This is a genomic window from Microbacterium testaceum, assembly GCF_001476655.1.
Classification (GTDB): domain Bacteria; phylum Actinomycetota; class Actinomycetes; order Actinomycetales; family Microbacteriaceae; genus Microbacterium; species Microbacterium testaceum_C.
Map to the genome: position 1 here is coordinate 38,900 of NZ_LDRT01000023.1, position 20,417 is coordinate 59,316.

General features: G+C 67.9%; 24 protein-coding genes. 6 read left to right on the top strand and 18 right to left on the bottom strand.

Annotated features, from left to right (window positions below):
• Window positions 1–5 precede the first annotated feature (5 nt).
• Window positions 6–680, bottom strand: a complete 675-nt coding sequence (locus tag NS220_RS04605; RefSeq protein WP_058622912.1) for an arsenate reductase/protein-tyrosine-phosphatase family protein — start codon at window positions 678–680, stop codon at window positions 6–8.
• 48 nt (window positions 681–728) lie between these two features.
• Between NS220_RS04605 and NS220_RS04610 the strand changes: the two genes are divergently transcribed.
• Complete coding sequence (locus tag NS220_RS04610) at window positions 729–1,490, top strand: aquaporin (RefSeq protein ID WP_058622913.1); 762 nt, start codon at window positions 729–731, stop codon at window positions 1,488–1,490.
• A gap of 11 nt (window positions 1,491–1,501) precedes the next feature.
• Entirely contained in the window at window positions 1,502–2,887 is a 1,386-nt protein-coding gene (locus tag NS220_RS04615; protein WP_058622914.1) for an FAD-dependent oxidoreductase, read from the top strand.
• A gap of 66 nt (window positions 2,888–2,953) precedes the next feature.
• On the opposite strand, the gene NS220_RS04620 is transcribed toward NS220_RS04615, so the two are convergent.
• The gene (locus NS220_RS04620) at window positions 2,954–3,160 is read right to left on the bottom strand and encodes a hypothetical protein (protein WP_058622915.1); all 207 of its coding nucleotides are present in this window, start codon (window positions 3,158–3,160) and stop codon (window positions 2,954–2,956) included.
• Window positions 3,161–3,507: 347 nt separating this feature from the next.
• Window positions 3,508–4,317 carry an RNA polymerase sigma factor gene (locus NS220_RS04625; RefSeq protein ID WP_058622916.1) on the bottom strand — a complete coding sequence of 270 codons (810 nt, stop codon included), beginning with the start codon at window positions 4,315–4,317 and terminating at the stop codon, window positions 3,508–3,510.
• A 126-nt stretch (window positions 4,318–4,443) separates the two neighbouring features.
• On the opposite strand from NS220_RS04625, the gene NS220_RS04630 reads away from it, so the two are divergent.
• Entirely contained in the window at window positions 4,444–4,848 is a 405-nt protein-coding gene (locus NS220_RS04630) for an arsenate reductase ArsC (RefSeq protein ID WP_058622917.1), read from the top strand.
• Between the two features lie 71 nt (window positions 4,849–4,919).
• Here NS220_RS04630 and NS220_RS04635 read toward each other — a convergent pair whose 3' ends face one another.
• The 7 genes from NS220_RS04635 to NS220_RS04660 all read right to left on the bottom strand — a co-directional run bounded on the left by NS220_RS04635 (window position 4,920) and on the right by NS220_RS04660 (window position 8,777).
• Window positions 4,920–5,333 (bottom strand): helix-turn-helix domain-containing protein, encoded by a 414-nt coding sequence (locus NS220_RS04635; RefSeq protein ID WP_153004151.1) that lies wholly within the window; start codon window positions 5,331–5,333, stop codon window positions 4,920–4,922.
• 85 nt (window positions 5,334–5,418) lie between these two features.
• Window positions 5,419–6,147: a recombinase zinc beta ribbon domain-containing protein gene (locus NS220_RS04640; RefSeq protein WP_081322985.1), complete on the bottom strand. Its 729-nt coding sequence runs from the start codon at window positions 6,145–6,147 to the stop codon at window positions 5,419–5,421.
• 121 nt (window positions 6,148–6,268) lie between these two features.
• Window positions 6,269–6,790 carry an EXLDI protein gene (locus NS220_RS04645; RefSeq protein ID WP_058622941.1) on the bottom strand — a complete coding sequence of 174 codons (522 nt, stop codon included), beginning with the start codon at window positions 6,788–6,790 and terminating at the stop codon, window positions 6,269–6,271.
• Window positions 6,791–6,822: 32 nt separating this feature from the next.
• The gene (locus NS220_RS19610; RefSeq protein ID WP_153004152.1) at window positions 6,823–7,089 is read right to left on the bottom strand and encodes an IS3 family transposase; all 267 of its coding nucleotides are present in this window, start codon (window positions 7,087–7,089) and stop codon (window positions 6,823–6,825) included.
• 19 nt (window positions 7,090–7,108) lie between these two features.
• Window positions 7,109–7,510 (bottom strand): integrase catalytic domain-containing protein, encoded by a 402-nt coding sequence (locus NS220_RS04650; protein WP_081322986.1) that lies wholly within the window; start codon window positions 7,508–7,510, stop codon window positions 7,109–7,111.
• A gap of 355 nt (window positions 7,511–7,865) precedes the next feature.
• The gene (locus NS220_RS04655) at window positions 7,866–8,378 is read right to left on the bottom strand and encodes a hypothetical protein (RefSeq protein ID WP_153004153.1); all 513 of its coding nucleotides are present in this window, start codon (window positions 8,376–8,378) and stop codon (window positions 7,866–7,868) included.
• Window positions 8,379–8,381: 3 nt separating this feature from the next.
• Window positions 8,382–8,777, bottom strand: coding sequence for a hypothetical protein (locus NS220_RS04660; protein ID WP_153004154.1), 396 nt, complete (start codon window positions 8,775–8,777; stop codon window positions 8,382–8,384).
• Between the two features lie 448 nt (window positions 8,778–9,225).
• On the opposite strand from NS220_RS04660, the gene NS220_RS04665 reads away from it, so the two are divergent.
• Complete coding sequence (locus NS220_RS04665; protein WP_058622922.1) at window positions 9,226–9,756, top strand: GNAT family N-acetyltransferase; 531 nt, start codon at window positions 9,226–9,228, stop codon at window positions 9,754–9,756.
• A 70-nt stretch (window positions 9,757–9,826) separates the two neighbouring features.
• Here the strand turns inward: NS220_RS04665 and NS220_RS04670 are convergent, their stop codons facing one another.
• The 7 genes from NS220_RS04670 to NS220_RS04700 are packed head-to-tail and all read right to left on the bottom strand — an operon-like array spanning window position 9,827 to window position 17,099.
• Window positions 9,827–10,009, bottom strand: coding sequence for a zf-TFIIB domain-containing protein (locus NS220_RS04670; RefSeq protein ID WP_193755274.1), 183 nt, complete (start codon window positions 10,007–10,009; stop codon window positions 9,827–9,829).
• Window positions 10,010–10,065: 56 nt separating this feature from the next.
• Window positions 10,066–10,902 carry an ABC transporter ATP-binding protein gene (locus tag NS220_RS04675; RefSeq protein WP_058622924.1) on the bottom strand — a complete coding sequence of 279 codons (837 nt, stop codon included), beginning with the start codon at window positions 10,900–10,902 and terminating at the stop codon, window positions 10,066–10,068.
• Window positions 10,895–12,571, bottom strand: coding sequence for a dipeptide/oligopeptide/nickel ABC transporter permease/ATP-binding protein (locus NS220_RS04680; protein WP_058622925.1), 1,677 nt, complete (start codon window positions 12,569–12,571; stop codon window positions 10,895–10,897). The genes NS220_RS04675 and NS220_RS04680 overlap by 8 nt, the downstream gene beginning before the upstream one ends.
• A complete protein-coding gene (locus NS220_RS04685; RefSeq protein ID WP_058622926.1) occupies window positions 12,564–13,583 on the bottom strand; it encodes an ABC transporter permease in 1,020 nt (339 codons plus the stop codon). Before NS220_RS04685 ends, NS220_RS04680 begins: the two co-directional genes overlap by 8 nt.
• Window positions 13,583–15,025 carry an amidase gene (locus NS220_RS04690; protein WP_058622927.1) on the bottom strand — a complete coding sequence of 481 codons (1,443 nt, stop codon included), beginning with the start codon at window positions 15,023–15,025 and terminating at the stop codon, window positions 13,583–13,585. Before NS220_RS04690 ends, NS220_RS04685 begins: the two co-directional genes overlap by 1 nt.
• 51 nt (window positions 15,026–15,076) lie before the next feature.
• On the bottom strand, window positions 15,077–16,636 hold the full coding sequence (locus tag NS220_RS04695; RefSeq protein ID WP_058622928.1) for an ABC transporter substrate-binding protein: 1,560 nt from the start codon (window positions 16,634–16,636) through the stop codon (window positions 15,077–15,079).
• 40 nt (window positions 16,637–16,676) lie between these two features.
• A complete protein-coding gene (locus NS220_RS04700) occupies window positions 16,677–17,099 on the bottom strand; it encodes a DUF3237 domain-containing protein (protein WP_058622929.1) in 423 nt (140 codons plus the stop codon).
• Window positions 17,100–17,375: 276 nt separating this feature from the next.
• Here NS220_RS04700 and NS220_RS04705 point away from each other — a divergent pair, with 276 nt between their 5' ends.
• Both NS220_RS04705 and NS220_RS04710 read left to right on the top strand, forming a co-directional pair.
• The gene (locus NS220_RS04705; RefSeq protein WP_058622930.1) at window positions 17,376–18,086 is read left to right on the top strand and encodes a TetR family transcriptional regulator; all 711 of its coding nucleotides are present in this window, start codon (window positions 17,376–17,378) and stop codon (window positions 18,084–18,086) included.
• Window positions 18,087–18,129: 43 nt separating this feature from the next.
• Window positions 18,130–18,888 (top strand): SDR family oxidoreductase, encoded by a 759-nt coding sequence (locus NS220_RS04710; RefSeq protein ID WP_058622931.1) that lies wholly within the window; start codon window positions 18,130–18,132, stop codon window positions 18,886–18,888.
• Between the two features lie 66 nt (window positions 18,889–18,954).
• Here NS220_RS04710 and NS220_RS04715 read toward each other — a convergent pair whose 3' ends face one another.
• Window positions 18,955–20,337: a pyridoxal phosphate-dependent decarboxylase family protein gene (locus NS220_RS04715; protein ID WP_058622932.1), complete on the bottom strand. Its 1,383-nt coding sequence runs from the start codon at window positions 20,335–20,337 to the stop codon at window positions 18,955–18,957.
• Between the last annotated feature and the right edge of the window lie 80 nt (window positions 20,338–20,417).

Consider the following 20,417-nt stretch of genomic DNA (forward strand, 5'->3'; position numbering starts at 1 on the left):
GAGGGTCAGCAGGCGGCGAGCCGGGGGGCGAGTTCCGTGATGCGGCGTTCCAGCTCGTTATAGGCGGTGTCGAAGGCGTCGTCGGTGCCGATTCGCACCGGGTCCGGGATCGACCAGTGCAGATGCCCGGTCACACCGAGTTCTTCGTGCGCGTTGTCGCACACGGTGACCACAAGATCCGAACCGGTCAGCACCATCTCTAACGCCCGCGGCGCTTCGTCGGGAAGGTCGAGGGCGTGACGGTCTGCCGTGGCGATCGCGCCGGGATCGATCCGGTTTGCGGGGTGTGTGCCGCCGGACGCGGCGGGGATGCTGCTGCGGGTCGACCACAGTGCCGCTGCCAACTGAGATCTGGCCGAGTTCGCCGTGCATACAAACACCACCCGACTTGCCCGCTCCACTCGTCCGGGAATCAGGTTCTGCAGCGCGGTATCTGTCAGACGGACATAGCTGCGTCGCTTGTCCGCTTCCGACCTTGACCGGGTCACCATGCCCGCGCCTTCCAGCACGTTGAGGTGATGAGCGATGAGGTTTCCCGGCATACCCAAAGCCATGCGAATCTCCGACGGCGACAGGTCGCCCAGCGTAAGAAGGTCGACAATCCGCAGGCGCGATGGATCACTGAGAGCCGCGTGCCGAGCGGCGCGCACCTCCACGGAAACCATTCGTTCAGCGTTCATTGATTCAATCTTGACTGATTTACCTTGCTCGGGTCAAGATGAGCCGACATGAGAACCACTGCCCTCTCTCACCCGTCCGCGACGCGGCCGCACGTGCTGCGCCGGGCCGCTGCCGAGTTCGTCGGAACAGGGCTGCTCGTCACTGTCGTCGTCGGGTCAGGGATCGCCGCGCAGGAGCTCTCCCCGAATGATGTGGGGTTGCAGCTTCTCGAGAACAGCCTCACCACGGCGCTCGGCCTGACGGTGTTGATCCTCATTCTCGGGCCCGTATCGGGGGCACACTTCAACCCCGTGGTGTCGCTCGCGGACTGGCTCCTCGGGCGCCGCGAGAAGACGGGCTTGCCGCTGCGCGACCTCGCCCCGTACCTGGCGGCGCAGGTTCTCGGCGGCATCGCCGGTACCCTCCTCGCCGGGGTGATGTTCGACACCGCGCCCGCGCTGTCCGGCAACGTCCGCGCGACCGTCGGGCACCTGGTCGGGGAAATGGTCGCCACCGCCGGGCTCGTGCTGCTGATCTTCGCGCTCGCCCGCACAGGGAAAGGCTCGGTGACCGCGGCCGCGGTCGGTGCCTACATCGGTGCCGCGTACTGGTTCACCAGCTCCACATCGTTCGCCAACCCCGCCGTGACCATCGCCCGCATGTTCACGGACACGTTCGCCGGCATCGCCCCCGCCTCCGTGGCCCCATTCATCCTCGCCCAGCTCGTCGGCGCCGCCCTCGGGCTCGCACTGCTGCTCGTCTTCTACCCCACCGCCGCCCGCACCGCAGGCGACGTCGTGGTCCCCAAGCAACCCGAAACCACCTCCTGAGAGACACTCCCATGCACCTTGTAGCGATCGGCGGAAGCGACGCCGGCATCTCCACTGCCCTGCGCGCCCGCGAGCTCGACCCCTCCGTCGACGTCACCGTCGTCGTGGCCGACTCTTATCCGAACTTCTCCATCTGCGGCATCCCGTACTACTTCTCCCGCGAAGTGCGGCCCTGGCAGTCCCTGGCCCACCGCACCCACGCCGACCTGGAAGCCACCGGCATGAACCTGCGCCTGGACACCCTCGCCACCGGCATCGACGTCGACGGTCGCGCGCTCACCGTCCGCGACGCCACCGGCACCGAATCGACGATCGCCTACGACGCCCTGATGGTCGGCACCGGAGCATCCCCGTCCACTGCCGGCATCGTCGGCCTGGACCAGCTCGGCCCCGACGACGGCGTGCACCTGCTGCACTCGATGGGCGATACCTTCGCGCTGGAGCGCTACCTCGACGAGCGCCAGCCCGAAACCGCAATCATCGTCGGCGCAGGCTACGTCGGCCTCGAAATGGCCGAAGCCCTCACCGTCCGCGGCCTGCACGTCACGCAACTGCAACGCGGGTCCGAAGTGCTCTCCACCCTCGACCCTGAACTCGGCTCCCTCGTTCGAGACGAACTCACCCGCCACGGCGTGGACGTGCTCACCGGAACGCGCATCCAAGCCGTCACCCGCGACGCGGGCCAGCTCACCGTGACCGGCACCCGCGACGGTGACGCTTTCTCCCGCAGCGCCGACCTCGTGCTCGTCGTTGTGGGCGTGCGCCCCAACACCAGCCTGCTCACCGCCGCCGGCGCAAGGACCGGCGCCGGGGGAGCCGTCGTCGTCGACGAGCACATGCGCACCGGCCTGCCGAACGTCTGGGCAGCCGGTGACGGTGTGGTGACCCACCACCGCCTCCTCGGCGTCACCTACCTCCCGCTTGGCACCACTTCACACAAGCAGGGCCGCGTCGCCGGAGAGAACGCCATCGGCGGTAACGCCAGATTCGCCGGCAGCCTCGGTACCCAGGTCGTGAAAGTCTTCGATCTCGTGGCTGCGCGCACAGGCCTTCGTGACCACGAAGCCGTCGCGGCCGCGTTCACCCCGCACAGTCATACCGCGATCGCCGACGACCACAAGCGCTACTACCCCGGAGCTACTCCCATCAGCATCCGCATCACCGGAGACGCCCGCGACGGTCGTCTCCTCGGCACCCAGCTCGTCGGCACCCGCGGCGCCGAAATCTCCAAGCGCGTCGACACCTACGCCACCGCCTTGCACCACGGCATGACCGTTGCCGCCATGAGCGACCTTGACCTCTCGTACACGCCCCCACTCGGCTCCCCGTGGGACGCGGTGCAGGTGGCTACCCAAGCGTGGGAGCGGGAGGCTCGCTCCGTTGCTGTCGGCGTCTGATTTTGAGAGAGCCCATCGACGCAAAGAGGGCCTGCACGGCAATCGTGCAGGCCCTCTCGGGTTAGATCAGACGCGCTGGCTGATCGTGCCGCCGGGGTTGCGGTTGGCGGTGGACTCGGTGACGAACCGGCCCGTCGAGGCGGAGCGGTGCACCGTCGTCGAGTTGCCCGTGCCGGAGCCGACACGTTCGGTGGTGGTCTTTCCGGGCCAGCGGTTGGCTGCGGCCTTGCTGACGAAACGACCGGTGGATGCAGAGCGACGTACAGTTCCCATCGGAACTCCTATCTGGTTGCGCCGGGTGCCATGGGGCGGAGCGCCGCTCGTCTGCGGCTGCCAACTCCGGTACAGTCAGTGCTCTGGATGAGACCTGACCTTCTCAGGGCTTGTGAGCCGTCCCGTTCCCGCGGGGCGGCTCTTTTCTGTTGTGATCCCGACACCTCGGTATATGTACGTCCGCGCTCACTTCCCCTCGCGGCCGCGCACATTTTTCTGCGAGGTGCTGCTCGCCGCCGATCGCGTCACGAGCGACTGCGCTTTGCTGGCGGACACGGATCGTCGCGCAGCCTTGGCGCCCTGAGTCCCGAAGGACGAACGCTCCAGCTTGCTCCGAAATTGATCGCTCATGCCGACTCCAGGTTCTCTCGTACTTGCTGACGGGCTCGTGCAATCGCGGACTCGACCGCCTTCGCGGTCATCCCCAGCTTCTCCCCGATCTGGGCGTGGGTAAAGCCGTGCGTGACGCTCAGGTAGAACGCTGACCGGACGCGTTCGTCGGTGATCTTTCCGAAGGCGCGGCGCAGCTCATCCTTGATCTGCGCCGTCTCGCTGGCATCCGGCGCGAGAGGGGTCGAGGGACCTTCCTCGAATTCATCTGCCCACTCCGCTGTCGCCGGTGGTGCCTGCGGCTCCGCGTACGAGCGCAGCTCCTCACGCCGCCACCGCTTATAGACGTTGCTGAACTGCAACAGGCACTGGCCCACGAAGAACGTCCGGAGAGAAGCGCCTTTCGAGGGGTCCCACTTCCCGGGGACCAGAACCTTGTCTCTGAACGCGGACAATGCCAGCACGACCGTCTCGTCAGCCAGCCCCTCCGCGTCTTCGATCATCGCGCCCGGTCGAGGTTCGGGATCGAGAGCGCCGAAACCCTTGCGCGCGACCTCTCCCCGGATCTGGCCCTTGTAGATCCAGCCGCGGATGACCGCCCACCCGTACTTCGCAATCTCCGTCGCGAAGAAGTCGTAGTTGCGGCCCTGAAATCCGTCGGCTCGCAGAGCTGCCGCCAGGTCGCGGTCACCAGCGAGGCGGTCCACCCGCTCTTCCGACCGGTCCCGTTCTCTGTCGGCCGCGATGGCCTGCTGTGCTGCCCAGTCCTGGAAGGAGGAATCACCATTGGGCGACGGATGCTCTCCGAGCTCGTCAATACCGGCCATGGCAATCCTCGCGATCCTGGGTCAGCTCATAGTCACCACGATCCCTCATATGTCCGACATCGCTCGCTTCCCTTCGCGGGAGATCGAGAAATTTTGGACCCGCGGCGTCGGTGACAAAATCGCAGCATGACCGACAAGTCCAAGCCCGCTGTCCTCTTCGTGTGCGTGCACAACGCCGGCCGCTCCCAGATGGCAGCTGGCTACCTCCGCGCGCTCGCAGGTGACCGCATCGACGTATTCTCCGCCGGCAGCCAGCCTGGCAACACGGTCAACCCGGCCGCCGTCGCTGTGATGGCCGAAGAAGGGATCGACCTGTCGGCCGCGACACCGCAAACCCTCACTACGGATGCCGTGCGCGAAGCCGATGTCGTCATCACGATGGGATGCGGCGACGCCTGCCCGATCTTCCCGGGCAAACGCTACGAGGACTGGGAAATCACCGACCCCGCGGGCCAGCCCGTCGAAGTCGTGCGCGAAGTCCGCGACGACATCAAAGAGCGCGTGCAAAACCTCATCTCCAGCCTTGCCTAGACGCTCGCTGTGGGACGGGCGAGGGTTATCTGCCTCAGGTCAGGCTTCGACCGCCCGAGCGACGCAATCTCTCAGTCGTAACTACTGCCGCGAGGGCGCAACTGGACTCCCTCCTTGATGAGTCGCTGTCGGACGTTGTTGTAGCTGGTGTCGAGACGGGTTGCGATGGCAGCGATCGGATGGCCGTGCTCGTACATCTTCTTCGCGAGTTCAACCTGGTCGCTTGTGAGCGGCCGGCGGCGCAGCTCTACCCCTTCGTCTCGAAGCAAGCGGAGGATGCCGGTCTTGGAGAGTCCGTAGGTCTCGCAGAGACTCGGGGTCGTTGCGCCCGCCTCGTACTCGCTGGCGATTTGCTTGACCAGGGCCGGTTCGAGACGCCGACGAAGCGATCGACTAACCTGCTCGACCGGCGCAGCGGAGGCGGCAAAATTCGGTTTCAGATCAGCCAATTTCTGCAGTTCCACCAGGGGTGGTGGCAGGAGCACCGATTTATTCGAGTAGTGGTGTACTGGCTCTACCAAGTCGGTCTTATTAGAACCATTGACCTGAAAATAATGGCCATGGTTGCCCTCATCGAGACTCGGCGGATAGGCCGGGGATCTTTTTGATTGATGCCTCACCGAGCGCCTCTGGCTCGTTAGCGTGGCGTGCGAGGCGCTGGATGGCTTCGTTGCCGGCCGTGCGCTCGCCGTGCAGTGACACGTCGGTCTCGGTGATCTCGGCATACACACGGCTGAAGAGAGCGTGGAGCAGTTCTCGTCGAGCCGATTCAGGCAGTCCCCGGTAGATTGCTCCGGGATCACGGAGCGGGTCGATCGCGGCACGCACGCGCTCTGCGCCGACGCGGAGGCTCTGGTCGCTCAGCGTCAGCCGTTCTTCGACGGCTTCTTTTTGAAGCATGAGCTGTTGCAGCTTCTCGCGAAGCTGGAGGACGGGGAGGTCGCCGTCCGCGAGGGCGTCGACGAGGCGCGCTTCCTGTTGGGTGAGCTTGGCCAGTTGCCGCGCGAGTGCGTCCTTCGCTTGCCGGTCGATGGCTTGGAGGTCGTCCATCGCGGCGCTGATGCCCGCGTTGATCCAGTCGAGCGCCGTGGGAGGCACTCCTTCGACGGCGACCTGCGTGGCGACAGCGTCTTCGAGTTCTTCGGCACGGATGCCATGCATGTCGCACTGACCTTTGAGCTTGGCGGAGCAACTGAAGTACTCGTAGGTTCCGCCGTTGCCGGTGCTCTGGCTGTAGACCAGTCGGCTCTCGACCCTGTTCGTGACCGCGGGTGCAGTAGATCGTGCCTTTGAGGTAATGGAAGTGAACGCGCGATGCGCTCAGACAAGACCGCCCGCAACTACCACGCCGGCCTCTGCCTCGCCGCACCCCTCCACTGGGTGGGGACGCTCACGACCTGACGAGCGCGAGGTCGGACCGTCAGATGTCGAGGTCCTCGATGTCGGGGCCCGTAAGCGCTGTCATCGTGGCCTGGACCAGCTCCGGCGGAAACTCGTTCGCCATCGCCGCCGCATCGGGGAAGACCGACAGAGATCGTTGGCCTGACCGCCACCAGTCTTCCGACCACGTCCTTGGGTTGTTCCATGCGGGGGCGTCTTCGTGTGGTGAGACGAAGAGTCGCCAGTTCGGATCTTCGCGCTGGTAGACCGCGATCTGTCCGCCGGAGGTCGCATACACGCGATATGTGATGGAGCGCGAACCGTCTTGGCTCTCGAACCGCAAGAGCTGACGCCCCGTAAACCGCTTCACTGTGATCACCGGGCCATCGCTGACTTCGACTTCGACTTCGCCCATCTTCTCCGCTCCTCCCTCCTTCTCTCGTGCTGCGACAAACAACCGCAGACCTGAGGCCACGGCAGCAGAGAGCCCCCCGGCAAGTTCCGCCGCCCGGTCGAATAGCGCCGTATCGTCAGCGGACACATACACGTTCCGAGTAGCCATGTGCATAAGTATGCGCATATCTTGCGGCTGGGTCAACCTGCCATCTCGATCGCGCCACGCACTTTGGCAACACGGCCTAGTCTTGTTGACAGTCGGGGTTTGGGTTGATCAGGCTGCTTCGCGTCCGTGTAGGTCATCTCAAACTCGATGGGGGTGAGTCTGCCGGGGCCGCGCTGACGGCGTCGACGGTTGTACGTCGTCTCGATCCAGATGACCATCGCGAGGCGGAGTGCCTCGCGACTATCCCAACGTCGGGTGTTCAGCACGTTCTTGTGGAGCAGGCTGAAAAAGCTGTCCATGCTCGCGTTGTCCCCGGCCCTAAGACCTACCCGTGGACCCGATGAGGCCGTTGTTGCGGAGCAGGTTCTGGGTGCGCTCCGCGCGGAGCTGACCGTCTCTGTCCGAGTGGCAGATCGTGCCGTGAGGTGAACGCAACGCGATCGCGTTCCGCATCGCCGCCCGCGCAAGAGATGACTTCATGCGGATGTCGATGGAGTAGCCGACGATCTTGTTCGACCAGACGTCCTTGACCGCCCAGATGTACCCGAGAGTCCCGTCATCCGCATGAAGGTCGTAGAGCACGTCGGTCACGTCCGCATCGTCCCCGTCCCGCGGGGAGACCGGGTCTTTGAGCCACGGGTAGTACGCCTGCCCGGACAGGCCGAGGACCCGCAACGCCACCGCGACCGGAGCCCTGACGGGAGCGCCGGCCGCAGCCATCTCTTGGACGAGCGGGAGACGAGTTTCCCGGCAGGTTCGCCTGCGACAGATACGTCGCCGCCCGCCGCAGCACCTCGTACTCTCGGGGATAGGGCTTGCGACAGGAACATCCTTCCAGCGAGGACAATCCTCACAGTTCAGGTGCCAACCAAAATCGGGGCAGACCCCATCGCCGCATCTGTCCCCGTGACTCTCCGGGCATCGCGGGACTCGAAGCGCTCCCGGTCATTGGATCCGTGTCGTCATCTCACGCGCGTGGATGATCGATGGCGTCGGGTCAGCGCAGCTTCGACCCGGCGGTTGCCGGGGAGTCGGCGCTCCCCGGCAACCCTGAAGTGATCCTGACGCCTGGCGACTACCAACTCTTGAAGAAGTACGGGCTGTCCGTCGGCGCGACGCTGGACCCGGATTGTTGGTCGGTGACCACGCAGCCGGAGTTGTAGGTCGTTGCGGACCAACTGAAGGAACGGCCGGCGGCACCCAGCTCGATGTACTGTCCCGTGAGGCCGTCCGGCACGGTGTAGCTGCCCGATGCCGACTGGGTCACGGAGTAGGACTCGCCGAGGGTCACGCCGGCGGTTACCGATGCCTGCGCGATGACGGAGCCGACGCTCACACTGCCGGAGGTGGAGACATCGGAGTGCACTTCGCTGGTTTGCCCAGCCGAGATGGTCAGCGTCGCTCCTCCGTCCCCGTAGGCGCGAAAGGTTCCGGGCACATATGTCGTTGCCACGTCGGACACGGCGATGTCGGGCCCGCCTCCTGAGCACTCAGAAGCGTTGGCCGAGCTGACACCCAGCCCCGTCATCGCCACCGCAGCGACCGTGGTCGCGGCCACCTTCGTCCATCGTTGACCTGTCTTGTTCATCTCTCACCCGTCCTTTCGTGTGTAGTAGGTGGTGAGCCAGTAGTCGCTTCCGTCCGGGACGTCGATTTGCAGTGTCGTCGGCTCTGACGGGTCGTCGAGTGGCACGGCAGCGATGGACGTGCCCGCGGTGCCGCACGTGGCGCCGATGGTGTTCGGGTGCGCTTGTTCGACGGTGATCGAGTAGGTGTCGGTGCCGGTGCAGGTCAGGAGAAGCACCACTTCGACGGGGGCGCTGAGATCGGCGGCCGGCAGCGTGATGGATTCATCCGTGTCCCCGGAGAAGTCGCCAGCGGGGACGGCATGGGGATACTGCGCCATGACCTTCTCGCCTTGGCTGGCGAAGCGTTGTGCGTCAGGGGTGGTGCCGACGGGGGCCGTCGATGTCGCGGTCGCAGGCATCGGGGATGGGCTCGCGGCCTGCGGTGCGCACGCGCCCAGTACGGTCGCGAGCGGGAGGGCTCCGAGAAGGCTCAACCTTCTGCACGTGTTCATCTCACCCTCCCGCTTCAGCCTCTGTCGAATCGTCGGCCATGTTCGTACACGCTCGGCCGGATGTGAAGCGTCGGCATTTTGCGGTAGTTCTCAGGGAGCCGAGAATCGGCCCTTGGCCAGCGGTTATCCCGCGCGGCTGTGCTGCCATCTCGTCACAAGTGCCTTGCAGTTCGCGCCGGAGGTGGCTACTTCTCGCGGCGGGATGCGCCCCGGAGAGCAGCCAGGTTCGCTTGCAAATAGCGGCAGACAGTAGTCGCACCTCGCACCGGCCGAGGATCACCCCGCCGAAACACGTCGTCCTAGGTGCACCCCGGGCCGCGGTCACAGAACCGGTCCCCGGTCGAGAGAATGGGGTGTGATCGACCGTCTGAATCTTCCCTCTTCCCTCAAAACCCGCGACGCGGACGTGCTCGTCCGTCGGGCGACGCTTGACGACCTGCAAGCGATCATCGAGCTGCTCTCCGATGACCCGATCAGTTCCGGCCGCGGGGACGTCGCGAACGACGAAGATCGACCCGCGTACGCGGCAGCGCTCACTCGCATCATCCACGATCCCGGCAACGAACTTCTGGTGGTGAACCGCGACGAAGCCATCGTGGGCACCCTGCAACTCACGATCATTCCGGGGATGGCTCGTCGGGGGAGCACCAGGCTCCTCGTCGAGGCTGTGCGGGTCGCGAGCGCGGCGCGCTCTTCGGGTATCGGGAGCGCGCTGATGCGATGGGTTGTGGAACGGGCCGCAATCGATCTCGAGGCGGCGCTGGTACAGCTGACCTCCGATGCCGCCCGCGAGGATGCGCACCGGTTCTACCGCCGGCTGGGGTTCGTGGACTCCCATGTGGGCTTCAAGTACCAGGTGACGCTGCCGGCTTCAGCCGCCTGGTAGTCAGTCGCCGCCCGCACTCAGCGGTGCGAAACCGATCGTTCCCGCACCGAGCAGACGTGACCGGTTCGGTTCACCACCAGTCGTGGCTGCCGTCCTCCTCGGCATCCGCGTCCCGCCCGTCCGCCCACGCCATCCGGAACCCGCAATCGCGGCACTCGTCGGCCTCGATGCCCTCGTCGATCAGCGGGTGCATCGTGATCCCGCACGACGGGCAGATGGGCTGGGCATCGTCGCGGAGGTCTCTGTAGATCATGGTCGTGCGCGCTCCCGTCGTGCTCGGAGCTTCCATTCAATCCCGACTTCGAGGGGTCAGCGCCGACGCCCCGCCTCGACCGTCCGCACCGCCGCCGTCACCACGGGTGCCGAGATGTCGAACGCGGCCCCTCCCGGCACCGACTCGAGGAGCCGTCGCGTGTAGTCGTCACGAGGGGCGGCGAAGACCTCCTCGATCGGCCCCTGCTCGACGATGCGGCCGTGCAGCAGCACGACCACCTCGTCGCAGAGCTCCTCCACGACGGCGAGGTTGTGCGAGATGAACAGCATCGTCAGCCCGCGCTCGTCGCGCAGGCGCCCCAGGAGGCGGAGGATCTCCGCCTGCGTCGACACGTCGAGAGCCGAGGTGATCTCGTCCGCGACGATCACGTCGGGATCGACGACGAGCGCTCGCGCGATCGCGATGCGCTGGCGTTGACCGCCCGAGAACTCGTGCGGGTAGCGGTCGACGGCATCCGGACCCAGGGAGACGGATGCCAGGGCCTCGACGATCCGCGCCCGGTGGCGCCGCAGGCTCGCGCCCCGCGGATCGATCGCCTCGGCGAGCGTCTGTCCGATCGTGCGGCGCGGATCGAGGGACGAGAAAGGATCCTGCGGGATGTACTGCACCCGCCGACGCACGCTCCCGAGAACCGCGCGGGACGCGGACGCGAGCTCGATCCCCTCGAACATCACCGACCCGCCCGCGACCCGGTGGAGTCCCACGATCGTCTTCGCGAGCGTGGACTTGCCCGAACCCGACTCGCCGACGATGCCGATCGTTCGCCCGCGGTCCACGCGCAGATCGACGCCGTGCAGCACGCGGGTGCTCCGGATGCCGTGGCCCAGGTCGACCGCGAGGTCGCTGATGCGCAGCACGGGGGTGTCAGACATGATGGGCCTCCTCGGCGGCGCGGGGGACGGTGCGAAGGGTGGGGGTCGCAGCGAGCAGGGCCCGGGTGTACGGGTGCTCGACCTCGCGGCGGCGCAACTGCTCGGCGGTGAGACGCTCGACGATGTCGCCGCCGCGCATGACGAGCACACGGTCGCACAGGGCCTCGACCACGCCGATGTCGTGCGAGATGAACAGCACGGCCGTGCCGTGATCGCTGTTCAGGTGCTTCAGCTGACGCAGGACGTCTGCCTGCACGGTGACGTCGAGCGCCGTCGTCGGCTCGTCGGCGATCAACAGGGCAGGGTCGGTCACCAGGGAGCTGGCGATCGTCGCGCGCTGCAGCATGCCGCCGGAGAGTTGGAACGGGTGTTGTCCCATCACGGTCTGCGGCTCGCGGATGCGCATTTCGCCCAGACGGTCGCGCAGTGTGTCGCGCGCGGCGCGCCGGGAGAGGCCGAGGTGAACGCGTGCGACCTCGGTGAGCTGTGCGCCCATCCGTAGTGCCGGGTTGAACGTCGATCCGGGGTCCTGGTACACGAGACCGATCTCGCGCGCGAGGCGCGAACGGTGCCCGCCGGACAGGAGATCGAGGTCGCCGAGGCGGAGGAGCTCGGCATCCACCCGCACTCCGTCGGCCTGCAGTCGTGCGAGGGACATCGCCGTCATGGACTTGCCCGAGCCGGACTCGCCCACCAGACCCAGGATCTCGCCCCGGCCGATCTCGAACGAGATGCCGTCGACGAGCGTCTTGCCCCCGGGAGCCGTCACGGTCAGGGCGCGCACCTCGACGAGGGCATCGGTGTGCACCGAGGCCCCGCGGGCGGTCCGTCGTGCGGACACGGCCCGCGAGCCCCGCGCGCTGCGCGGGTCGAGCCAGACGGCGAGCCCGTCGCCGGTGAGCATCGCGGCGACACCGGTGAAGATGAGCATGAAGGAGGGACCGACGACCTGCATCGGCTGGGAGTACACGGCGGGGAGGCCCTCGTTGAGAAGGCGCCCCCAGTCGAACTCGGGACTCTGCACGCCGAGACCCACGAACGACAGGCTCGAGATGTCGAGCAGGGTCAGCGCGAAGCTCGAGGCGATGAGGACGAGGAGGGGCCCCGAGATGTTCGGCAACAGGTGACGGCTGAACAGGCGCAGACGCGGCACGCCGAGGAGCCGCGCGGTCCCGACGAAGTCGCGGGTGGCGACGGAGCCGGTCATGTTCGAGGTGATGCGCGCGAAGCTCGGGACGCCCGCGATCGCGATCGCGACGATCGCCGGGACGGTACCCGCGCCGAGGATCGCCGCGATCACGAGGGCGAGGATCAGCGAAGGGAACGCGACCGTCGAGTCGACGATGCGGAGCACCACGTCGCGCACTCGGCGGCTGCCGACCCAGATGAGTCCGCCGAGCAGCACGCCGAGGATGACGGAACCGGCGGTCGCGGCGGCGGCCATGAGCAGGGTCAGCCGAGTCGCGACGAGGGTGCGCGCGAGGACGTCGCGGCCGAGGTCGTCGGTGCCCAGCAGGTGCGCGGTCGAGGGTGCCAGCCGGGTGTCGGCGGTGACCGTGGTGGCGCTCGCGCCCCAGACGATCGGGGCGACGACGGCGATGACGACGAGCACGGCGAGCATGATCACGCCGGCGAGGAGGGATGCCGGAAGAAGGCGGCGGTCAGACATGCGTCGGTCCTCCCAGGGTGCGCGGATCGATGAGGCCGAGGATCACGTCGATCAGCAGGTTGATGACGATGGCGAGCGTGCCGACCGTCAGGACGATCCCCTGGATGACGGGGAAGTCGCGGAAGATGATCGCCTGCACGACTTCGAGGCCGAGGCCGGGGAGGCTGAACACCGTCTCGATGACGATCGCGCCGCCCAGCATGCTGGCGAGGATGAGCCCGGTGAGGGTCAGAGTGCTCGCCATGAGGTTCGGCAGGGCATGGCGGATGTAGAGCCGCGCCGCGCTCAGGCGACGCCCGCGGGCTGTGCGCATGTAGTCCTGGTGCAGGACCGCGTAGGTCTCTTGCACCACGACGCGCGCGACGGCGAAGGTCGGCCCGAGCGCGAGAGCGGCGATGGGCAGGATGTACGCGGCCGAGGTCGCGGCTCCGCCGGCAGGGAGCACCTTGAGCCAGATCGCGAACACGACGACGAGCAGCGTGCCGGCGACGTAGGCGGGGAAGGAGGCGAACAACCCTGCCACCGTTCCGAAGCCGACGGCCAGCCACGGACGACGGCCGCCGCGGGTCAGCACGCCGATCGTCATGCCGACCGGGATCGCCACGAGGATCACGACGGTGATCGCGCCGACCGCTGTCGTGGCCGTGTACGGCAGCTTCGTGGCGATGGTCGTGGTCACGGGGGTGCCGTACCGGAAGCTCTGGCCCAGGTCGAGAGTGACGAGTCCGTGCAGGTAGTCCAGGAACTGCACGGGGAGCGGGTCGTTCAGGTGGAGGCGTTCGCGAAGGGCCGCCACGGCGTCGGCCGAGGCGTTGGGCCCGAGGATCGCGACGGCGGGGTCCCCGGGGATGAGGGGGACGATCAGGAAGGTCAGGAGCACGAGCAGTCCGAGCGACAGGGCGAGTCCGCCGAGGCGGCGCACGGCGAAGGCTCCCCATCCGCTGCCCCCGCCCCGCCGGCGGACCGGCGGAGCGGGAGCCTCGGCGATCACCGAGAGATCGACGCCGGACATCAGTCCGCCGTGGTCTCGCTGAGAACGGCACCGCGAGCGAGCGGAGCCTGACGGTGCTGCCAGTCGAAGACCGGCTCGAGCTCGGCACCGAGGCGTAAGAGGGTGGCCTCGTCGTAGGGCGCCCCCACCAGCTGCGCCCCCAGCGGCATCCCGTTCGCTCCGGTGTGGACGGGCAGCGACAGGGCGGGAAGGCCCGAGATGTTGCAGAACGCCGTGAACGAGATGGTCGAGAACTCGGTCAGCCGCTCACCCGCGGGGTCGTTGTTGGCCTCGTCGTAGACCGAGCCGACGAGCGGGGTGGGCACCGCGGTGGTCGGGGTGAGGAGGACGTCGAAGTCGCGGCCCCACTGCGCGTTGACCTGACGGGTCTCGATCTGCAGAAGGGTGGCGATCTCGGCGTACTCGCCGGCGTGGAAGGACGCGGCGCGGTCGTAGCGGTACCGGATATAGGTCTCGAGCTTGTCGGCATCCTCGATCGGCGAGGCCCAGGTCGACGCGCTGATGATGAGGTCGGCGAAGCCGCGGGTCGCGCGCTCCGAGAAGAGGAACGGCGAGACCGGGGTGACGTGATGACCGAGCGCTTCCAGCGCCCGCGCGGCGACGAGAGCGGCCTCGCGGTTCTCGGGGTGCACCTCGACGCCCGTGGGCGCCTCGAGCAGCAGGCCGACCCGCAGCCGGGGTCCGGCGGAGCGGATCTCGTCGAGATAGGGCCGAGCGGGGGCGGGGGCCGAGTACCAGCCGAGCGGGTCGATCCGTCCGAGCGCATCGAGAACACCGGCGGCGTCCTCGATGGTGCGGGTGATGGCCCCCTCGGTGGTGGAGTGCTCCCAGGAGCGGATGTCGTTGGGGATGCGACCGCGGCTGGGCTTGAGGCCCACGAGGCCGGTGGCGGCGGAGGGCACGCGGATCGAGCCGCCGCCGTCGGACGCGTTGGCGATCGGCACGATGTCGGCGGCGACCGCGGCCGAGGCTCCGCCCGAGGACCCGCCCGAGGTGTAGTCGAGGTTCCACGGGTTGCGGGTCTTGCCGTGGCGGGCGTTCTCGGTGGCGGTCAGGGCGCCGAACTCCGGGCTGTTGGAACGGCCGAACAGCACGAAGCCGGCCTCTTCGATGAGATCGACGGTGATCTCGTTGGCCTCGGCGGGGCGCTCCGCGACGGCCATCGACGAGTAGGTCAGCGGCTGATCGCGCACGGCGACCAGGTCTTTGATCGGCATCGGAACGCCTTCGAAGGGGCGGGACGTGTCGCCGCGGCGGATCCGGTCGTCGGACTCTCTGGCGCGCCGGAGCACGTCGTCGCGGTCGATCCAGACGATCGCGTTCACGGCGGGGTTCACCGCATCGAGACGGTCGAGGTAGTGCTGGGCGGCTTCGACGGCCGAGACCTCACCGGAGCGGATCTGCCGGGCGAGTTCGGTGGCGGAGAGGGAGGAGGAGATCATCAGGGGTCCTTTCGGGATGCCGGACCGCTCGGCCCGGCATCCCTGTCGGGGTTACTTCGCGATACGGAACAGGGGGTCGTCGAGCGCCCCGCCGAGCATCTGCACGGTGAAGCCGGGACGCGAGGCGTAGATGAACGCGTCGTTGAGCAGGGGCAGGGTGTCGGACCGGCTGACGAGCGCCTGCACCGTCTCGTCGAGGGCGGCGCAGCGAGCGGTCTCGTCGGCGGCGCTGTCGGCCTGCGTGAAGGTCGCCTCGGCGGCGGGGTTCGAGACGGCGCCGTAGTTGGTGCCGCCCCCGTCGATCGTGGGGCCCGTGAGGTTCAGCAGGGGACTGGCGAGAGAGCCGAGGAAGTTCAGGTCGGCGAAGACCGTCAGGTCCCAGTCGCCCGGTTTGGCGACCACGGTGGTGATCCAGCTGCCGACGTCGGTGTTCGTGAGGTCGACCTCGGCACCCGCGGCGCGCAGCGCCTCGGCGATGTACTCGTTGCCGGCGCCGGCGGGACCGACGATGGTCGGAGCCACGAGGCGGATCCTCTTCCCCGAGAGGGCGGCGGTGGCCGCAGCGACGTCCTGGGAGGGGATCTCGATCTTCGAGCCGCTCACGCACGAGACGCTGTCGGCACCGAGGGACGTGAGGACCTTTCCGGTGTCCTGCGAGGTGACGTTGCCGTACATCGATCGGTCGATCGCCTGGACCACACCCTTGCGCAGCGCCTCGTCCGTGAAGGGGCTGCCTTCGCGCTCGTTGAAGATGAGGTAGCTGTCCGAGAACGGGTTCACGGTGACGGTGTAGCCGGTCTGGCCCTGGAAGCGGTCGCGTGTGGTGGCTTGGATCTTGCCGATGTCGAGCTGGCCGCCGAGGATCAGGTTCGCCGTGGCCGTGGAGTCCGGCGACACCGTGTAGGTGAGGTTCTTCGCGGGAGAACCGGTGACGGTGCTCGTCCACGTCGGCCACGCGGAGTAGTCGTCGCGCAGCGTGTAGTCATAGCTCACCCCGGGCTGGGACGTCTTCAGCGCGTAAGGGCCCGACTCGCTGCCCTTGACCGTGCCGGCGGCGAGACCGGCGGGGTCGGCGAGACCGGCCGGGCAGATGATGCCGCTGCTGGAGACCGACATCGCATCGACCATGTACGGCCACGGGTTGGCGATGTCGACCGTGACGGTGCCCGCGGCGTCGTCGGCAGTGATGGTCGGGGTGTTGCCGGGGCCGAAGGTGTAGACGACCTGCGTGGAACCGCTGTTCGGGCGGGCGAAGTAGTCGAGAGAGTTCTTGACGATCGTGGGGGTGATCTTCGTGCCGTCGGAGCACGTGGCATCCGTTCGGATCGTGAAGACGGCCTGCGTCGGCGTCGACGTCCATTTCGTCGCGAGGCCCGGGACGAGTCCGCTCGCGTCGCGGCGCACGAGCGTGTCGTACGAGGTGCGCGCCAGCAGGAAGTCGGGGAGCGAGGTGGCGAGCGTCGGGTCGAAGGTGGCCGGGATGTCGATGGTGGTCCGGATCGTGTCGGTCGACGCGACAGCGGTGTCGCCGCCGGTCGTCGTGCAACCGGCCGTCGCGAACGCGACGGTCAGAGCGAGGGTTGCGGCGATGACGCCGTGACGGGTTTTCATGGTCTGCCTCTCGGGTGATGCGCGGGTCGGGTGGGAATGCTCAGGTCGTGATCTCGAAGATCTCGATGGTCGTGTCGTGCTCGTTCGCCCGTGCGCGGCCGACGAACATCGATCTCGTCAACCACTGCAGGTGGGGTGCGACGGTGCGGAAGCGCGGCGTGGTCTCGAAGTACACATCGCCGCCCTCGGGTTCGCGGACGACGCCCACGTTGTAGACGTCGATGACGTCGCCGTCGGTGGTGCGGATGAGGTAGCGGGCCTCGACGGCGAAGGTGCCGTCGGCGCGCACGAGGCACCAGTCGCCGCCCCCGGGCACGATCTCGCCGGTGATGTCTCCGGTCACCGATCCGCCGGTGAGGGGGATGAACTCGAGGACGTCCTGACCCTGCTTTTCGAGAGGGATGCCGGGATCGACATGAGCGGTGACGGTGAAGCAGTAACGCAGGGATGGAGCGGGAGCCATCGGTTCCTCCGGGCTGTCAAACGGTGCGCTTCGTTGCGCGGTGACCCCGAGTATGTCCATAGTGGATGAAGTAGTCAACAGCATTCACTAACCCGTAACAAAGGCCGCCCTCGGGGGAAACAACCCCGACGCGGACGCTCCCCACGGCGTGGTTAGGGTGGGGTGATCCCCCGGAATCACGGGGTAGGAAGAGTTCGTGAACGGGATAGTCTTCTGTCTTCACGAGCTCGGGCGACCGAGAGACCCGTCGACGCCCGCGGCGAGATCGGAGGCAGGATGGCCGAAGAGAAGAGGACGCGCCGCAAGCGCGGATCGCTCAGTCGTGCCGAGATCGTCGATGCCGCTCTGCGCCTCATGGACGGAGAGGGGGAATCCGCTCTGACGTTCTCTCGCCTCGGTGCCGAGCTGAAGTCGTCGCCCACGGCGGTGTATCGCCACTTCGCCAGTCGCGAGGATCTGCTGCTCGCGCTCGCGGACCGTCTCGACGGGATCTCGCTCGAGGGATACGAGCCCACCGACGAGTGGCGCGCCGACCTCGAGGACCTGGCCTGGCGCGCCTGGCGCACCGCTGAAGCGCACCCGGCCGCCGCCGCGGCGACGCTGCTCATGGTCGCCAACAGCATCAACGAGCTTCGGGCGGTCGAGTGGATCCTGCGGGCGATGGCGGTCGCGGGACTGCGGGGACGGTCCGCGGTGATGCAGTACCAGGTGTACACCCAGATGGTGCTCGGGGCTGCGTCGGCCTATGGCGCGCGGTTGGTCAACGCCGGCTCACGCGAGGTCGCCGACGGGTGGATCCAGGTCTACGCGCCGACGGACCCCTCCCAGTACCCGCATGCCGAGGCGGCCAAGGCCGAGCTCGCGATGATGAACTACCGCGCGGTCTTCGCCAAGCAGCTCGACATGTACCTCGCCGCGCTCGAGCTCGTCGTCCTCGCCGAGGGCGACGCTCCCGAGAAGGCGACGGAGCACGCCGCCCCGGCGTGATCCGGCACGGGCTCGTCGTCACGCATTCCGGCAGGATGGGGGCATGACCTCCCGCCTCGCCCTGATCACCGGTGTCGGCCGGCGTCGTTCGATCGGCGCGGGTCTCGCCCGCGGTCTGGCTGCGGACGGCTGGGATCTCGCTCTCTCGTTCTGGCGTCCGTACGACGATCGGGTGGGGCTCGAACGCGGTGCCGACGACCCCGTCGAGATCGCCGACGAGTGCCGGGCACTGGGCGTCGAGGTGTCGCTCCATGAGACCGACCTCGCGGACCCGGCCACGCCCGACGCGCTCTTCGCCGCGATCGATCGTCGCATCGACGCCCTCGTGCTCTCGCACTGCGAAAGCGTCGACAGCTCCCTCCTCACCACCTCCGTCGACGCGTTCGATCGACACTTCGCGGTCAACGCGCGAGCCTCCTGGCTCCTCATCCGCGCATTCGCCGAGCAGTTCCCTGCGACGGGCGCGCCCGACGCCACGGGGCGCATCGTGGCGCTGACGAGCGACCACACCGCGCACAACCTGCCGTACGGGGCGAGCAAGGGGGCGCTGGATCGCATCGTCATCGCCGCCGCCGTGGAGCTCGCCGATCGCGGCATCCGTTCGAACGTCATCAATCCGGGACCGATCGACACGGGGTGGATGGACGAGGCGACCCGCCGATGGACGAGGGATGCCACCCCCGCCGGGCGCCTCGGAACCCCCGACGACATCGCCGATCTCGTGCGCTTCCTGCTCTCGGAACGGGGCGGATGGATCACCGGGCAGCTGCTGTCGAGCAACGGCGGCTTCGCCACCGGCTGACCGTTCCTGCGACTACCGGGCGAGGATTCCGGCAGGCGCGCATGCGAACCGGCAGGCGCGCGCGCGTCACCCCATCGTGTCGAGGATCACCGTCAGATCGTCGAACGTGGTCCGGGGGTTCAGGATCGCGAAGCGGGCGTTGACGCGCCCCGCGTGGCTCGACGGCGTCACGAAGGCGTGCTGGCCGTCGAGCAGCTGCGCCGACCAGCGGTCGTAGTCCGCCTTCGCCCATCCGACGCGCTCGAAGACGACGACCCCGAGCTGGGGGCGGCGGACGAGGGTGAGCTCGGGGCGCCGGTCGATCTCTTCGGCGATGCGTTCGGCGAGCTCGATCGAGGCGGTGATCGCCTCCCGGTAGACGGCGGCACCGTAGGTCGCGAGCGAGAACCACAGGGGCAGGCCGCGGGCGCGACGGGTGAGGTGGGCCGCGAAGTCCGAGGGGCTCCAGTCGCTGGTCTCGGTGAGGGTGTCGAGGTACTCGGCGTGCTGCGTGTGCGCGCGACGGCCGAGCTCGGGATCGCGGTAGATGAGCGCGCACGCGTCGAACGGGGCGAACAGCCACTTGTGGGGGTCGACGACCAGCGAGTCCGCGTGCTCGACACCCGCGAAGCGGTGCCGCGCGCGCGGGGAGAGCATGCCGGTGAGTCCGTACGCACCGTCGACGTGCAGCCACGCGTCGGTGCCCTCGAGGGCGCGGGCGATGTCGGCGATGTCGTCGACGATGCCGAAGTTGGTCGAGCCGGCGGTGGCGACGACGGCGAACACGCTGTCTCCGTGTACGTCGAGAGCGGCGCGCACGGCGTCACCTCGCAGGACCCCGTCGTCGCCCACGGGCACACCGACGATCTCGATATCCATGACCCGGGCAGCCGAGGCGATCGAGGAGTGCGCCTCGACGCTGCAGACCACGCGCCAGGCATCCGGCCGGGGCTTCCCGGCATCCGCGAATCGATCGCGCGCGGCCTCGCGCGCGGCGACGAGAGCGGAGAGGTTGCCGAGCGTGCCGCCCTGGACGAAGACGCCGCCGGCACCCGCGGGGAGGCCGAACTCGGCGGCGAGCCAGCGCAGCACCTCGTTCTCGGCGTGCACGGCTCCCGCGCCCTCGAGCCACGAGCCACCGTAGAGCGCGCTGGCCGAGACGACGAGGTCGAATGCCGCCGCGGCCTTGGTGGGGGCGCTCGGGATGAACGACAGATAGCGGGGATCGTCGGTCGTGATGCACGCGGGCGCGAGGACGTGCTCGAAGACGCCGAGTGCCCTTCGAGCGCCGATGCCCTTCTCGTCGATCGTGCGGCCCGCGAGTCGGGTCAGCTCGGCCGCCGGGAGGGGCTTGTCGAGCGGGGTGTCCTCGGCGGTCAGTCGACCCCGGGAGTACTCGAGGACCATGTCGACGATGCCGCGGGTCTCGTCGCTGACCTCGTGCATGCGCGCGGCGGGGGACGGGGGCATCGGGACCTCCGGGATCGGGATGCCGATCGCCCGACCGTGACGGGGGAGGCGTCGACATCGGCATCGACAGGGTGGGGAGC